General features: G+C 59.5%; 14 protein-coding genes and 1 tRNA gene. 9 read left to right on the forward strand and 6 right to left on the reverse strand.

The features are described from left to right. Window positions 1-46 precede the first annotated feature (46 nt). From murI to hemA, 5 genes are read right to left on the reverse strand one after another with little or no spacing between them, the layout of a single operon-like run. On the reverse strand, window positions 47-838 hold the full coding sequence (murI, locus tag KGA97_RS12540) for a glutamate racemase (RefSeq protein WP_008037212.1): 792 nt from the start codon (window positions 836-838) through the stop codon (window positions 47-49). Then, a complete protein-coding gene (locus tag KGA97_RS12545) occupies window positions 831-1,586 on the reverse strand; it encodes a molybdopterin-synthase adenylyltransferase MoeB (protein ID WP_008025859.1) in 756 nt (251 codons plus the stop codon). The genes murI and KGA97_RS12545 overlap by 8 nt, the downstream gene beginning before the upstream one ends. Beyond that, on the reverse strand, window positions 1,580-2,410 hold the full coding sequence (gene prmC, locus KGA97_RS12550) for a peptide chain release factor N(5)-glutamine methyltransferase (RefSeq protein ID WP_223480868.1): 831 nt from the start codon (window positions 2,408-2,410) through the stop codon (window positions 1,580-1,582). The genes KGA97_RS12545 and prmC overlap by 7 nt, the downstream gene beginning before the upstream one ends. Then, window positions 2,411-3,493: a peptide chain release factor 1 gene (gene prfA, locus KGA97_RS12555; RefSeq protein ID WP_223480869.1), complete on the reverse strand. Its 1,083-nt coding sequence runs from the start codon at window positions 3,491-3,493 to the stop codon at window positions 2,411-2,413. Next, complete coding sequence (hemA, locus tag KGA97_RS12560) at window positions 3,490-4,779, reverse strand: glutamyl-tRNA reductase (RefSeq protein ID WP_008025854.1); 1,290 nt, start codon at window positions 4,777-4,779, stop codon at window positions 3,490-3,492. Before hemA ends, prfA begins: the two co-directional genes overlap by 4 nt. Window positions 4,780-5,139: 360 nt before the next feature. Between hemA and KGA97_RS12565 the strand changes: the two genes are divergently transcribed. The 8 genes from KGA97_RS12565 (at window position 5,140) to ychF (ending at window position 12,058) form a co-directional block, all read left to right on the forward strand. Next, window positions 5,140-6,864 (forward strand): tetratricopeptide repeat protein, encoded by a 1,725-nt coding sequence (locus KGA97_RS12565; protein WP_008025853.1) that lies wholly within the window; start codon window positions 5,140-5,142, stop codon window positions 6,862-6,864. Window positions 6,865-6,868: 4 nt separating this feature from the next. Continuing rightward, a complete protein-coding gene (gene lolB, locus KGA97_RS12570) occupies window positions 6,869-7,486 on the forward strand; it encodes a lipoprotein insertase outer membrane protein LolB (RefSeq protein WP_008025852.1) in 618 nt (205 codons plus the stop codon). Between the two features lie 2 nt (window positions 7,487-7,488). Further along, window positions 7,489-8,340: a 4-(cytidine 5'-diphospho)-2-C-methyl-D-erythritol kinase gene (gene ispE / locus KGA97_RS12575; protein WP_032828609.1), complete on the forward strand. Its 852-nt coding sequence runs from the start codon at window positions 7,489-7,491 to the stop codon at window positions 8,338-8,340. 36 nt (window positions 8,341-8,376) lie between these two features. Next, window positions 8,377-8,451 (forward strand) — tRNA-Gln (locus KGA97_RS12580). Window positions 8,452-8,496: 45 nt separating this feature from the next. After that, window positions 8,497-9,438: a ribose-phosphate pyrophosphokinase gene (locus tag KGA97_RS12585; RefSeq protein ID WP_003208392.1), complete on the forward strand. Its 942-nt coding sequence runs from the start codon at window positions 8,497-8,499 to the stop codon at window positions 9,436-9,438. Window positions 9,439-9,579: 141 nt separating this feature from the next. Beyond that, window positions 9,580-10,179 carry a 50S ribosomal protein L25/general stress protein Ctc gene (locus KGA97_RS12590; RefSeq protein WP_008025849.1) on the forward strand — a complete coding sequence of 200 codons (600 nt, stop codon included), beginning with the start codon at window positions 9,580-9,582 and terminating at the stop codon, window positions 10,177-10,179. Between the two features lie 170 nt (window positions 10,180-10,349). Continuing rightward, window positions 10,350-10,934 carry an aminoacyl-tRNA hydrolase gene (pth, locus tag KGA97_RS12595; RefSeq protein ID WP_008037207.1) on the forward strand — a complete coding sequence of 195 codons (585 nt, stop codon included), beginning with the start codon at window positions 10,350-10,352 and terminating at the stop codon, window positions 10,932-10,934. A 23-nt stretch (window positions 10,935-10,957) separates the two neighbouring features. Beyond that, window positions 10,958-12,058, forward strand: a complete 1,101-nt coding sequence (gene ychF, locus KGA97_RS12600) for a redox-regulated ATPase YchF (RefSeq protein ID WP_207286086.1) — start codon at window positions 10,958-10,960, stop codon at window positions 12,056-12,058. A gap of 189 nt (window positions 12,059-12,247) precedes the next feature. Here ychF and KGA97_RS12605 read toward each other — a convergent pair whose 3' ends face one another. Next, window positions 12,248-13,465, reverse strand: a complete 1,218-nt coding sequence (locus tag KGA97_RS12605; RefSeq protein WP_008037203.1) for an MFS transporter — start codon at window positions 13,463-13,465, stop codon at window positions 12,248-12,250. 323 nt (window positions 13,466-13,788) lie between these two features. Between KGA97_RS12605 and KGA97_RS12610 the strand changes: the two genes are divergently transcribed. Continuing rightward, window positions 13,789-15,846 (forward strand): methyl-accepting chemotaxis protein, encoded by a 2,058-nt coding sequence (locus KGA97_RS12610; RefSeq protein WP_223480870.1) that lies wholly within the window; start codon window positions 13,789-13,791, stop codon window positions 15,844-15,846. The last annotated feature ends 109 nt before the right edge of the window (window positions 15,847-15,955 follow it).

The raw sequence follows: 15,955 nt of genomic DNA on the forward strand, positions 1-15,955 counted from the left end.
GCCGACGCTTAATCAGAAGTTCACCCCAATTACCCGTTTCCCCAAACTACCTATTGAAGCTTTGCACAACGCCAGCGGTATTCCACAGTATCGGCAAGATATTTCTGAAATGTTCCGGATCGGCACTCGTCCAGAATTGCGCTGCGCGAACTGGACCTTCAGCTAGCAATTCACGCTCGGCCAACAGCCGCTGAAGTTGTCGCGCGACGGCGGCGCCGGTATCGATCAGGCTGATGTCCTCGGGGATCATCTGCTTAAGCAACGGCTTTAGGAAGGGGTAATGCGTGCAGCCGAGAATTATCGTGTCGCAGCCTGCGGCGAGCAGCGGCCCGACATAGCGGGCCAGCAACTCACGCAGGGCGGGACTGTGCAGATCGCCGTTTTCAATCAGCTCCACCAGCCCCGGGCACGGTTGGGTGATCACCTGCACATCGGTGGCGAAACGGTCGAGCAACGCAGCGAACTTGGCGCTCTGCAAGGTGCCCGTGGTGGCGAGGACACCGACCACGCCGCTGCGGGTCGCGGCGGCGGCCGGTTTGACCGCAGGCTCCATGCCGACGATGGGCCACTCGGGGAAGTCGCGCCGCAAATCGGCAACACCGGCTACCGTCGCCGTGTTGCAGGCCAGCACCAGGGCCTTGGCGCCTTGCTGCTGAAAAAATTCGGCCATAACGCTGCAACGATGGCGAATGAATTCCGGGGTTTTCTCGCCGTAGGGAATATTGCCGCAATCGGCGACGTACAGCAGAGACTCGTTGGGCAGCAAACGCTGGACCTCGGCCAGCACCGACAGCCCACCGACCCCGGAGTCGAACACGCCAATGGGCGCTTCACGCATGTTTCGGCCCACAGACGCTGCAGCCCGGATCGCGCTTGACGCGCAATTCACGGAAGCGCGAACCCAAGGCATCGATCAACAACAGGCGTCCTACCAGCGGTTCGCCGAAACCGGCCAACAGTTTCATGGCTTCCAGTGCCTGAAGGCTGCCGACCAGTCCCACCAAAGGACCGACGACGCCCGCTTCACTGCACGTCAATTCAGCTTCGCTGCCGTGCCCGTATAAGCAGTGGTAGCACGGACTGTCCGGACGGCGCGGGTCGAACACCGACAATTGCCCTTCAAGTCGAATCGCTGCGCCGCTGACCAACGGCTTGCCGGCCGCCACGCACGCAGCGTTGACCGCTTCGCGGGTGGAAAAATTGTCGGAACAGTCGAGGACCAGGTCCACTGTGGCCACCACAGCGGCCAGGGAATCTTCGTCCAGCGCGGCACGATGGGCGACCAGCTTGATCTCGGGGTTGATCGCGCTCAGGCGGCGGATCGCCGAATCGACCTTGGTCTGGCCGACGCTGTCGGTGTCGTGAATGATCTGGCGTTGCAGGTTGGTCAGGTCGACGGTGTCGAAGTCCGCCAGATGCAGCTCACCGACGCCCGCGGCGGCGAGATACAGCGCAACCGGCGAACCGAGGCCGCCGAGACCGATGATCAACACGCGGCTTTCTTTCAATCGCAACTGGCCGTCGATGTCGACGTGCTGCAACAGAATCTGCCGACTGTAACGCAACAATTCCTGATCATTCAGCACGGCAGGCGCCCCAGGCTGATCCGTTGGTGACCGCCCAGATCGGTGCGGCTGTGGACTTCTTCAAAGCCGCGTGTCTGCAACAAATCGCGCACGGCTTCGGCTTGATCATAACCGTGTTCGAGCATCAGCCAGCCGCTCGCTTCCAGATAATCCGGGGCCTGGGCGACGATCAAACGCAGATCGTCGAGCCCGTCGACTCCAGCCACCAAGGCACTGGCCGGTTCGAAGCGCACATCGCCTTCCACCAGATGCGGATCGGCGGATGCAATGTACGGCGGGTTGCTGATGATCAGTTGAAAACGCTGACCTTCCAGGGCGCTGAACCAATGACTGCTCAGCACGGTGGCGTTGTTCAGGTGCAATCGCTGACGATTGCGCTCGGCCAAAGCCACGGCTTCGAGTACACGATCCACAGCGGTGACGCTCCACGCCGGACGCTCGCTGGCCAGGGCCAACGCAATGGCGCCGCTGCCGGTGCCGAGATCGAGTACCTTCGCGGGCGTGGCGGGCAACAATTCCAGCGCGGCCTCCACCAGCAATTCGGTGTCCGGGCGCGGGATCAAGGTGTGTGGCGCAACTTCCAGATCCAGCTTCCAGAAACCTTGCAGGCCCAGAATGTAAGCCACCGGCTCACCACCACGACGGCGTTGCAGGTACTCGGCAAACTTCAGCGCGGCGTCGCTCGGAACGATGCGCTCCGGCCAGGTGTGCAGAAAACTGCGGGACTTGCCCAACGCCGCCGCCAGCAGCAATTCGGCATCAAGACGCGCCGTCGGCGAGTCGGGTAAATCAGCGGCGCGCAACAAACTGGCAATGATCGTCATTTAGTCACCTATCGCTGCCAATTGGTCGGCCTGGTATTCGGCCAGCAACGGTTCGATCACCGCATCGACACCGCCCGCGAGAATTTCGTCGAGGGAATACAGCGTCAGGTTGACCCGGTGGTCGGTGACCCGGCCCTGGGCAAAGTTGTAGGTGCGGATGCGCTCGGAGCGATCACCCGAACCGACCAGCAACTTACGCTCGCTGGCGATGGCATTCGCCGCAGCGCTGGTCTGCTGGTCATTGAGCTTGGCCGACAGCCAGGACATCGCCCGGGCGCGGTTCTTGTGCTGGGAACGTTCTTCCTGGCACTCGACGACGATACCGGACGGCAAGTGCGTGATGCGGATCGCCGAGTCCGTCTTGTTGACGTGCTGGCCACCGGCACCGGAAGAACGGTAGGTATCAATCCGCAGGTCCGCCGGATTGATCTCGATCGCTTCCTGCTCGTCCGGCTCGGGCAATACCGCCACGGTGCACGCCGAAGTGTGGATACGGCCTTGGGATTCAGTGGCCGGAACCCGTTGCACGCGGTGCGCGCCGGATTCGAACTTCAGCTTGCCGTAGACGTTGTCGCCTTCGACGCGGGCGATGACTTCTTTATAGCCGCCATGTTCGCCCTCGTTTTCCGAGAGGATTTCCACACGCCAGCCGCGACGCTCGGCGTAACGCGAATACATGCGGAACAGGTCGCCGGAGAAGATCGCCGCCTCGTCACCGCCAGTGCCGGCGCGGATTTCAAGGAACACGTTGCGCCCGTCGTTCGGGTCCTTGGGCAGCAGCATGCGTTGCAGGCTGGCTTCGATCTCGATCAATTGCTCTTTGGCTTCGCGGACTTCTTCCACGGCCATTTCACGCATGTCCGGGTCGTTGTCCTTGAGCAGTGCCTGGGCGCCTTCAAGGTCGCTCTGTACTTTGAGCAACTGTTTATAGGCTTCGACAATCGGCTCGACTTCCGCGTATTCCTTGGAATAGGCGCGGAATTTGGTCTGGTCGGAAATGACCTCGCCGTCGCCAAGCAAGGCGGTCAATTCCTCGAAACGGTCCTGGAGGATGTCCAGCTTATTGAGCAGTGACGCTTTCATTGCGGTTTTTTATCCGAAAAGCTATCCGATGAGCCCTCACCGAGGGCAAAGAGTTCCTGGGCCATGGCCAGTGCGTCGAGGCGACCTTCGGCTGAGAGCTTTTTCAACTGCACGCTCGGGGCGTGCAAGAGTTTGTTGGTCAAGCCACGCGCCAGTTGCACCAGCACGTCTTCGGCGCTGCTGCCGTTGGCCAGCATGCGTTGGGCCTTCTGCAATTCTTCGTCACGCAGGCGCTCGCTTTGTTGGCGATAGGCCTTGAGTACATCCACCGCTGCCAGTTCGCGCAGACGGATCATGAAATCTTCGGCGCCGACCGAAACCATCTCTTCCGCCGCTTGCGCAGCGCCTTGACGGCTCTTGAGGTTTTCGGCGACCACTTCGTGGAGATCGTCGACGCTATAAAGGTAAACGTCGTCCAACTCGCCGACTTCAGGCTCGATATCGCGCGGGACGGCGATGTCCACCATGAAGATCGGTTTGTGCTTGCGCAGTTTCAAGGCACTTTCCACCGCACCTTTACCGAGGATCGGCAACTGGCTGGCGGTGGAACTGATGACGATGTCGCTGCGCACCAGTTCGGCCGGGATGTCCGAGAGCAACACGGCATGGGCGCCAAACTGCTCGGCCAGAATGCTTGCGCGCTCCAGGGTGCGGTTGGCGACGACGATGCGTTTTACCCCCAGCTCGTGCAGATGGCGGGCGACCAGGGTGATGGTCTCGCCGGCGCCGATCAGCAAGGCCTGGCTGCGTTGCAGGTCGCTGAAAATCTGTTTCGCCAGGCTGACCGCGGCAAACGCCACGGACACCGGGTTCTCGCCGATGGCGGTGTCGGTGCGCACTTGTTTGGCCGCATTGAACGTGGCCTGGAACAAACGCCCGAGCAGCGGACCGATGGTGCCGGCCTCGCGGGCCACGGCGTAGCAGGATTTCATCTGGCCGAGGATCTGCGGTTCGCCCAGCACCAGCGAATCGAGCCCGGAGGCGACCCGCATCATGTGACGAACTGCCGCATCATCTTCGTGCACATAAGCGCTCGCGCGCAGCTCGTCGAGGCTCAGATGGTGATAATCGGCCAGCCAGCGCAGCACGATGTCCGCCGAAAGGTGATCCTGTTCTATATAGAGTTCACTGCGATTGCAGGTGGAGAGGATCGCAGCTTCGCGGCTGTCGGTGAGTCGGCAGAGCTGCTGCAAGGCCTCCACCAGCTGCTCAGGGGTAAAGGCCACGCGCTCGCGGACGTCTACTGAAGCAGTCTTGTGGTTAATACCGAGTGCAAGGAAGGCCATTCAAGGTCGCTGATGGTGACGTGAAGCCGGCAATTGTCCTACTTCGACAGATTCAGAACAACTACTCGATCTCTATTGACCTGGTAGCCGATGCCCGGGCTTGCGAGCGGTTCTCGTTTACACAACTTTTGATCCACGCACCACCCTGTAGGAGCCGGCTTGCCGGCGATGAACTGACAGGCGCCGCGCTTTTCCGGTAAAAACGCGTCATCGTTAACGACCATCGCCGGCAAGCCGGCTCCTACAGGGGGGGTGTCCGACACGTTCCGTACGTGCAAGGGTAAATTGCCCGGCCGGTTATGTTTGGCCGAAGGCTTGTGTCATGATGATCTGACCGCAGGTTAGTCGTCCTCTTCCTATATGAATAGATCTTCCGCGTTGCTCCTCGCTTTTGTCTTCCTCAGCGGCTGCCAGGCCTTGGCACCCGTTTCGTCGGACGGTACGTCGCCGGTCGAAGACAGCACTCCGGCCCCTGAAAAGCCCAAGGTCTACAGCTCATTCAGCGAAGAAACCATCTTCAGCCTGTTGAGCGCCGAACTGGCTGGCCAACGCAATCGTTTCGACATTGCGCTGGACAACTACGTGACCCAGGCCATCAACACCCAGGATCCGGGCATCTCCGAACGGGCGTTTCGCATCGCCGAGTACCTGGGCGCCGATCAGGCCGCCCTGGACACTGCACTGATCTGGGCGAAAAACGCCCCGGACGACCTCGAGGCGCAACGGGCCGCGGCCGTGCAACTGGCGCGCGCCGGGCGTTATGACGACTCCATGGCCTATATGGAGAAAGTCCTGCAAGGCAAGGGCGACACGCATTTCGATTTTCTGGCCCTGTCTGCGGCCGATACCGATCAGGAAACCCGCAACGGCCTGATGAAAAGTTTTGACCGTTTGTTGCAGCGTCACCCCAACAACAGCCAGCTGATTTTCGGCAAGGCCTTGTTGATGCAACAGGACGGCGACAGCAAAGGCGCACTGACGCTGCTGGAAGACAACCCGCCGGATGACGGCGAAATAGCCCCGATTCTGCTGCGCGCACGCCTGCTGCAAACGCTCAATCGTGGTGATGAAGCGTTGCCGCTGCTGCAAAAAAGCATCAAGAAATACCCGGACGACAAACGCCTGCGCCTGACGTATGCCCGCATGCTGGTCGAACAGGACCGGATGGACGACGCCAAAGTCGAGTTTTCGAGCCTGGTTCAGCAGTACCCCGAAGACGATGAATTGCGTTACTCCCTGGCGCTGGTGTGCCTGGAAGCCAAGGCCTGGGACGAGGCCAAGGGCTACCTGGAAGACCTGATCGCCCGTGAAAGCCACGTTGACTCGGCACACCTGAACCTCGGCCGTATCGCTGAAGAGCGCAACGATCCCCAGGGCGCACTGATCGAATACGCCAAGGTCGGCCCGGGCAACGACTACCTGCCGGCACAGTTGCGTCAGGCCGATATCCTGATGAACAACGGCAAGACCGCCGAAGCGCAAAGCCGCCTGGCGGCCGAGCGTGACGAACAACCCGATTACGCGATTCAGCTCTATCTGATCGAAGCCGAAACCCTGTCCGCCAATAAACAGGGGGACAAGGCCTGGAATGTTCTGCATAAAGCCTTGCAGCAATACCCGGACGATCTGAATCTGCTGTACACCCGCGCCATGCAGGCGGAAAAACGCAATGACCTGGCGCAGATGGAAAAAGACCTGCGGCTGATCATCAAGCGCGACCCGGACAACGCCATGGCGCTGAACGCCCTCGGCTACACCTTGTCCGACCGCACGACGCGTTATGCCGAAGCCAAGGCCCTGATCGAACAGGCACACCAGATCAATCCGGAAGACCCGGCGGTACTCGACAGCCTCGGCTGGGTGAATTTCCGCATGGGCAATCTCGACGAAGCGGAAAAACTGCTGCGCAAGGCACTGGATCGTTTTCCCGACCAGGAAGTGGCCGCTCACCTCGGCGAAGTCCTGTGGGCCAATGGCAAACAACGCGAAGCCAAACAAATCTGGGGCAAGTTCCTCAAGGAACAACCCGACAGCCCAATCCTGCGCGGCACCATCAAGCGCCTGACCGGATCAGAGACTCTTTAAGCTTATGTTTTTGCGCCACTTCATCGTTTTCAGTTTCATCGCCCTGCTCGCCGGTTGCGCGGGCTTCGGTGCCCGCGAATCGGTACAGGGTCAGGGCGACGCCGGCCTCTGGCGCGTTCACAAAGAACAACTGACCGGCCTCGACGGCTGGCAGATCAACGGCAAGATCGGCATTCGCGCGCCAAAAGACTCGGGCAGCGGCACGCTGTTCTGGTTGCAGCGCCAGTCCTATTACGACATTCGCCTTTCGGGCCCTCTGGGTCGCGGCGCCGCACGCCTGACCGGACACCCCGGAAAGGTTTCGCTGGAAGTCGCCAATCAGGGGCGCTATGAAGCGCCGACGCCGGAAGTGCTGCTCGAAGAACAGCTCGGCTGGAAGTTGCCGGTGTCCCATCTGGCATGGTGGGTCCGCGGACTCCCGGCGCCGGACAGCAAGAGCCGCCTGACCCTGGACACCGATAGCCGCCTGGCCAATCTGGAACAGGATGGCTGGCAAGTCGAATACCTGAGTTACGCCGAGCAAAACGGCTTTTGGCTGCCCGAGCGGATCAAACTGCATGGCACCGACCTTGATGTCACGCTGGTGATCAAGGAATGGCAACCGCGCAAACTGGGGCAATGAACATGACGACCCCACGCTTGACACTGCCCTCCCCGGCCAAACTCAATCTGATGCTGCACATCCTCGGTCGCCGTGAAGACGGTTACCACGAGTTGCAGACGATTTTTCAGTTTCTCGACTACGGCGATGAAATTACATTCGCCGTGCGCGACGACGGCGTGATTCAACTGCACACCGAATTCGATGGCGTACCGCACGACAGCAATCTGATTGTTCGAGCGGCAAAAAAACTTCAGGAGCAATCCGGTTGTTCGCTCGGCATCGACATCTGGATCGAAAAAATTCTGCCCATGGGCGGCGGCATCGGTGGCGGCAGTTCAAATGCCGCGACGACTTTGCTTGGGCTCAATCACCTCTGGCAACTGGGTTGGGATGAGGATCGACTGGCCGCACTGGGCTTGACGCTGGGCGCCGACGTCCCGGTTTTCGTGCGTGGCCACGCGGCTTTCGCCGAGGGTGTGGGAGAGAAACTCACCCCTGTAGACCCCGAAGAACCGTGGTATCTCGTGCTTGTGCCGCAAGTATCTGTAAGTACAGCAGAAATTTTTTCAGATCCGTTGTTGACACGTAACTCTTCTCCCATTAAAGTGCGCCCCGTTCCCAAGGGAAACAGTCGAAATGACTGCTTACCGGTGGTAGCAAGGCGTTATCCAGATGTACGTAACGCATTGAATTTGTTAGGTAATTTTACCGAAGCAAAACTCACCGGAACTGGAAGTTGTGTGTTTGGGGGCTTCCCAAGCAAAGCTGAAGCTGATAAAGTCTCGGCCCTTCTTACAGAGACCCTTACAGGGTTTGTAGCAAAGGGAAGCAACGTTTCGATGTTGCATCGCAAGCTGCAAAGTCTGCTCTAAAGGAACCGATTACTGGGTAATCGTTGCAACAGATACAGGGGCGTCGCCAAGCGGTAAGGCAGCAGGTTTTGATCCTGCCATGCGTTGGTTCGAATCCAGCCGCCCCTGCCATTTTCTATACTCATCCAGGTTACCCTCAGCCTCTAGGTACTGCGCGTGTCCAAGATGATGGTCTTTACGGGGAATGCTAACCCCGATCTGGCTCGGCGTGTCGTACGTCAGCTGCATATCCCTCTCGGTGACATCTCTGTCGGTAAGTTTTCCGACGGCGAGATTACAGCCGAGATCAATGAAAACGTCCGCGGTAAAGATGTCTTCATTATTCAGCCGACTTGCGCTCCGACCAACGATAACCTGATGGAACTGGTAGTGATGGCTGATGCCTTCCGCCGCTCCTCGGCTACTCGTATTACTGCTGTTATTCCTTACTTTGGTTATGCCCGTCAGGATCGCCGTCCGCGTTCCGCACGTGTGGCTATCAGCGCGAAAGTCGTTGCTGACATGCTTACCGTAGTCGGCATCGACCGTGTTCTCACGGTTGATCTGCATGCTGACCAAATCCAGGGTTTCTTCGATATTCCGGTAGATAACATCTACGGCTCCCCCGTTCTGGTGGATGACATTGAAGATCAGCGCTTCGAAAACCTGATGATCGTGTCCCCGGACATTGGCGGCGTCGTGCGTGCACGTGCTGTTGCCAAATCCCTGGGCGTGGATCTCGGGATCATCGACAAACGCCGTGAGAAAGCCAATCACTCTGAAGTGATGCATATCATCGGTGATGTCGAAGGGCGTACCTGTATTCTGGTCGATGACATGGTCGATACCGCCGGCACTCTGTGCCACGCGGCAAAGGCTTTGAAAGAGCATGGCGCTGCCAAGGTTTTCGCCTACTGCACACACCCTGTGCTGTCCGGTCGGGCGATCGAAAACATTGAAAATTCCATGCTGGACGAACTGGTGGTGACTAACACCATCCCGTTGTCCGCTGCTGCTCAAGCCTGCTCGCGTATCCGTCAACTGGATATCGCGCCGGTTGTTGCTGAAGCGGTCCGCCGCATCAGCAATGAAGAATCGATCAGCGCGATGTTCCGTTAAGGGCCCTGCCCTTCTCGAACAGCTCGTTGACGAAAAGCGCCCCGCCCCGGCATTCCTGTCGGGGCGGGGCTTTTTTGCCCATATCGCCTTTAGCGCTGGTCGCAAACGCTGGGGCGAATGTGGTTATTTTGGAGATACAACATGAACGATTTTACTCTGAATGCTGAAGTGCGTTCCGACCTGGGGAAAGGTGCGAGCCGCCGCCTGCGTCGTCTCGCAAGCCTGGTACCAGCTGTAGTTTACGGTGGCGAAAAAGCCCCTGAATCCATCAGCATGCTGGCTAAAGAAGTTGCCAAACTGCTCGAAAACGAAGCGGCTTACAGCCACATCATCGAGCTGAACGTTGGTGGCACCAAGCAAAACGTAATCATCAAAGCTCTGCAGCGTCACCCGGCCAAAGGCCACGTGATGCACGCTGACTTCGTACGCGTAGTTGCCGGCCAAAAGCTGACCGCTATCGTTCCAGTGCACTTCATCAACGAAGAAGCACCAGCGAAGAAAGGCGGCGAGATTTCGCACGTTGTTGCTGAAATCGAAGTGACCTGCCTGCCAAAAGACCTGCCTGAATTCATCGAAGTCGACCTGGCTAACGCCGAAATCGGTTCGATCATTCACCTGTCCGACCTCAAAGCCCCTAAAGGCGTTGAGTTTGTTGCTCTGGCACACGGCGATGACAAGGCTGTTGCCAACGTCCACGCTCCACGTGTTGCTCCAGAAGCTGCTGAAGGCGCTGCAGAGTAATTCACTCTGTGATGCCGGAGTGACCCGGTAACATCGCGGACTGGAACGTAGCGAGAAAGCGGGCGAGAACGCGGAGTTTACATAATGGTAAATGAGCACTTGTCGTCCACTTTCGCCGCACACCCGGATTGCGGCGATGTTATCCACCACTCCAAAGAAGGGCCCCTATCGTGACTGCCATCAAACTGATCGTTGGCCTGGGAAATCCAGGCGCTGAATACGAACAGACCCGGCATAACGCAGGGGCCCTTTTTGTTGAGCGCATCGCGAACGCACAAGGCGTCAACCTTGTGGCGGACCGCAAATATTTCGGCCTGACCGGGCGTTATTCGCACCAGGGTCAGGATGTTCGTCTGCTGATTCCCACCACGTACATGAACCGCAGCGGCCAGGCCGTGGCGGCACTCGCAGGATTCTTCCGCATCAAGCCTGAAGAAATCCTCGTGGCGCATGACGAACTCGACCTGCCACCGGGCGTTGCCAAACTCAAACAGGGCGGCGGCCATGGCGGTCACAACGGGTTGCGCGACATCATCGCGCAGCTGGGCAATCAGAATACCTTCTACCGCTTGCGGCTTGGCATTGGCCATCCGGGCGTAGCCAGTATGGTTTCAAATTTCGTCCTGGGTCGTGCGCCACGCGCCGAACAGGAAAAACTCGATGCCAGCATCGACTTTGCCCTCGGCGTGCTGCCGGATATCCTCGCCGGGGAATGGAACCGCGCGATGAAAAACCTGCACAGCCAGAAGGCCTGACTCTACTCCTCGGGGAAAACACCATGGGATTCAATTGCGGCATCGTCGGCCTGCCTAACGTCGGTAAGTCCACCCTGTTCAACGCCCTGACCAAATCCGGGATTGCGGCCGAGAACTTCCCCTTCTGCACCATCGAGCCGAACAGCGGTATCGTGCCGATGCCGGATCCGCGTCTGGACGCCTTGGCGGCCATCGTCAAACCAAAGCGCATCCTGCCGACCACCATGGAATTCGTCGACATCGCGGGCCTCGTTGCCGGCGCCTCGAAAGGTGAAGGCCTGGGCAACAAGTTCCTGGCCAACATCCGTGAAACCGATGCCATCGCCCACGTGGTCCGCTGCTTCGAAGACGAGAACGTGATTCACGTTTCCAACAGCGTCGACCCGAAACGCGACATCGAAATCATCGACCTGGAACTGATCTTCGCCGACCTCGACAGCTGCGAGAAGCAACTGCAGAAAGTCGCACGCAACGCCAAGGGCGGTGACAAGGACGCAGTGGTCCAGAAAGGCCTGCTGGAGCAACTGATCGCTCACTTCACCGAAGGCAAGCCAGCGCGCAGCCTGATGAAGAGCATGGGCACCGACGAGAAAGCGGTGATCAAGGGCTTCCACCTGCTGACCACCAAACCGGTCATGTACATCGCTAACGTCGCTGAAGACGGTTTCGAAAACAACCCGCACCTGGACGTGGTCCGCGCCATCGCCGAAGAAGAAGGCGCCGTGGTTGTTCCGGTGTGCAACAAGATCGAAGCGGAAATCGCCGAGCTGGATGACGGCGAAGAGAAAGACATGTTCCTCGAAGCCCTTGGCCTCGAAGAGCCTGGCCTGAACCGCGTGATCCGCGCCGGCTACGAAATGCTGCACCTGCAGACCTACTTCACCGCCGGTGTCGAAGAAGTCCGCGCCTGGACCGTCCGCGTTGGTGCCACCGCACCGCAAGCCGCTGGCGTGATCCACACCGACTTCGAAAAAGGCTTCATCCGCGCTGAAGTCATCGCCTACGACGACTTCATCCAGTACAAGGGCGAAGCCGGCACCAAAGAAGCCGGTAAATGGCGTCTGGAAGGCAAGGACTACATCGTTAAAGACGGCGACGTGATGCACTTCCGTTTTAACGTGTAAGACAGCAGCCCAAGAAAAAGCCGCGTTTGATACGCGGCTTTTTTGTGCCTGAAATCCCGTTCACCGCAATCCTGTAGGAGCCGGCTTGCTGCGGGCGGCGTTCCGACGATCCAGACACCGCGGCTAACCAGCCAGTCCGCGTGATCGTTCATCGCCAGCAAGCCGGCTCCTACAGAAGAAATGTGTAGATCAGGCCTTTTTGGTTCTTGGCAGGAAGATCGCCAACACACCCAACAACGGCAGGAACGAGCACAGGAAGTACACGTATTCGATGCCGTGCACGTCCGCCAGATGCCCCAGCAACGCCGCGCCAATCCCGCCGAAACCGAACATCAGTCCGAAGAACACCCCGGCAATCATCCCGACATTACCCGGCACCAATTCCTGTGCATAAACCACAATGGCCGAGAATGCCGAGGCCAGGATGAAGCCAATCACCACGCTCAGAATGCTGGTCCAGAACAAATCAACATGCGGCAGGATCAGGGTGAACGGCGCAACCCCAAGGATCGAAAACCAGATCACCGCCTTACGCCCGATCTTGTCGCCAATCGGCCCGCCGAAGAAAGTCCCCGCCGCCACCGCCCCCAGAAACAGGAACAAATGCAGCTGCGAACTGGCCACCGAGAGGTCGAATTTCTCGATCAGGTAAAAGGTGAAGTAACTGGTCAGACTGGCCATGTAGAAATACTTGGAGAACACCAGCAGCCCAAGCACCACCAGCGCACTGGTGACTCTGCCCTTCGACAAGCCATGAGTGGCCGCCTGACCTTGCTTGAGCTTGAACAGGTTCAAGTGATTGGCGTACCAACGGCTGATCCGGTAGAGCACGAACAGCGCAAACAACGCGAACAAGCCGAACCACGCCACATGGCCCTGGCCGAACGGAATGATGATCGCCGCCGCCAGCAATGGGCCAAAGGCCGAACCCGCGTTACCGCCCACCTGGAACGTCGATTGCGCCAGACCGAAGCGCCCGCCCGAAGCCAGTCGCGCCACACGGGAGGCTTCCGGGTGAAAGGTCGAGGAACCAATACCGATCAGCCCTGCCGCCAGCAGGATCATCGGAAAGCTGCCGACCACCGACATCATCAAAATACCAATCAACGTACACACCGTACCGGCCGGAAGCAGCCAGGGTTTGGGATGACGATCGGTGTGGTAACCGACCCACGGTTGTAACAGCGAGGCCGTCAGTTGAAAGGTCAGGGTGATCAGGCCGACCTGGGTGAAGGTCAGGCCGTAGTTGGCCTTGAGCATCGGGTAGATCGACGGCAGCACCGACTGAATCAGGTCGTTGATCAAATGCGCCAGCGCCACGGCACCGATGATGCGCATGACCAGAGGGCTGCTTTGTGACGTCGCGGATGCCGGCGTCGCGCCGGTCTGGGCATTGCTGATAGCCATGGGAGTTTCCGTACAACAGATGGGTGCACACGGGCAGGTGCGTCAATGTGCCATTTTTCAGTGCAGCAGCGCCATCCCCTTAGCCAGCTAACGAACTAATTTCCGCAAGTAATAGCGCAACGCCATGGTCTGAATCTTGCCTTGTTATCCGCTTCAACGCGGCGCCCTTACAAAGGGCGCCGAGAATGGGAAGTTTCGCTACAGAGTCGGCCTACAGAGCTGGCGAGGGTGAACTTTCGAGGCCTTTAAAAAGGACACGAGTCGCGGTCGCAACGACCTCGACGCACGCCATTGGTGCGTGGTGTCCAGAGGAGTCATGGGGCATGCAGGCTTTTTTATCTCCGGGGATCGGGTTGCTGGGGCGTTTCGGCTTCGCCCGTAAATTTCAGTTGTTGTTTCTGCTGTTTATCCTGCCACTGGCGGGTAGCCTGCTGATGATCGGCCAGGACTATCGCGCCAAACTGAACCTGATTTCCGGCGAACGTGCCGGGGTTAGGCAGCTGCTCGCGCTGGATGCGCTGGATAACCTGCTCGCCGCCCAGCGTGACCGCGCCGCGCGCTGGCGTGCCACCGAGACCAATCGCCAACCGACACCGGCCACCCTCGCCGCGATGGCGGCGTTCGATGCCGTTCAGCCGGCGGTCGCGCAAGCCACCGCGGACCTTGGCAACGCGTTGCAAACCGAAGGCGCCGAGGGCGAAACCCTCACTCGCTACCAAGCGCTGCAAACCGCGCTCAACGGCCTCGATTCGAAAAGCCTGAGCAGCGTCGGCTGGTGGCCGGACGGTTACGACCGTTTCACCAACGCCTTGAGTGCCCTGCAGGCCCTGCGCGAGCAGATCGCCATGGACAATCGCCTGACCCTCGCACCGTGGCTGGAAACCTACCTGCTGACGCAGATCTCGACGCAACACGCGCCGGACCTGATCGAGCGCGTCGGCCGTCTGGCCAGCGTCGGCCAGGCGTCGGTGGTGTCCGGGCAATTCACCCTGCAAAGCCGCCTGCAATTGCGCGACCTGCGTAGCCGCATCGGCGACGCCCGCGAGCAGCTTGTCAAAACCGCTGGCCTGCTGGAAGCGCGCCTGCCCAGTGCCTTGCAGGCGTGGCCCGGGCAGTACCATGACAACCTCAAACACCTCGATGCCGAGCTGAAAGTGCTCGATGACGGCGTGTTTGGCGGCAGCATCAAACTCAAACCCGAGGAGTTCGAACGCAGCCTGGACAGCCTGCTCACCGACCTCGCTTCGCTGCGTCAGCAGTCGTTGGTTTCGCTGGATCAGCGTCTGGATTACTACCATGGCTCGGCGATCCGCCAGTTCATTCTGGTGGCCGTGATCTTTGGTTGCCTGCTGCTGGCCGCGCTGTACCTGTTCATCTGCTTGCAGGCTTCGATCCGCCGCAGCGCCAGCGGCATCACGCTGCTGGCCGAAGCCTTGCGCGACGGCAATCTGAGCCTGCAAGTGCCGGTTGAAGGCCGCGACGAACTGGCGGCGATCAGCACCGCGCTCAACGTTGCGGTGGTGCAACTGCGCAATAGTCTGTTGGGGGTCGATCACGAAACTTTGCAGCTGAGTAACGCGGTGCGCACGCTCAATCACCATTCCAGTGGCGCCTTGGGCGAGGTCGAGGCGCAGCAATTGCAGATCAGCCAGATTGCGGCAGCGGCAACGCAATTGGCCGCCACTTCCCAAGGGGTTGCCCAGAGTTGCGAACAGGCCTCCGGCAGCGCTCAGCATACCCGGCGCATTGCTGCCGACAGTAGCCGTGACAGCCAGCGCACAACGGCGAGCATCCAGCAGCTCAACCAGCGTTTGAACGACACGGCGGCCGCACTCGGACGGGTCAGCGAACAAGGGCAGCAGATTCAGTTGGTGGTCGACACCATTCGCGGCGTTGCCGAGCAGACCAACCTGTTGGCGCTCAACGCCGCTATCGAGGCCGCGCGTGCCGGTGAACAGGGCCGTGGCTTTGCGGTGGTGGCCGATGAAGTGCGCAGCCTCTCGCAGCGCACCCAATCGTCCACTGCGCAGATCGCCGGCACCGTCGACAGCCTGCGCAACACGGTGAACGAAGCCGTGAGCCTGATGGAAGCCGCCTGTGGCCAGGCGCAATCCGATGCGCAAGCAGTCACTGGCCTCGGCGAACGACTGGGGGAAATCGCCAGTGCCGTGCAGAGTGTCACCGACACGTTGGCGCAAATTGCCACGGCGGTCGACGAGCAAGCAACCACTGCCGACGAAGTCAGCGGCAACATCCAGCAGGTCGATCAGGCGGCTGTCCGCTTGCTCGAAGGCGCGCGGGCGGTGAACCTGGCGGCGGACACCTTGAGCCAGGGCAGCAAGGCCCTGAGTGCCAATACCGGGAGATTCCAGCTCGGTTGACGCCCTCCCCCGGTCCGGTTTTTCGGCTAAAGTGGATAAGCGGTTGAAAGCGTAGAGAAATATTTTAGATTTACGCTTGACGCATCTGCATTACCGGTGAATAATGCGC

The sequence above is a fragment of the Pseudomonas sp. BF-B-15 genome, assembly GCF_019946675.1.
GTDB classification, from domain to species: domain Bacteria; phylum Pseudomonadota; class Gammaproteobacteria; order Pseudomonadales; family Pseudomonadaceae; genus Aquipseudomonas; species Aquipseudomonas migulae.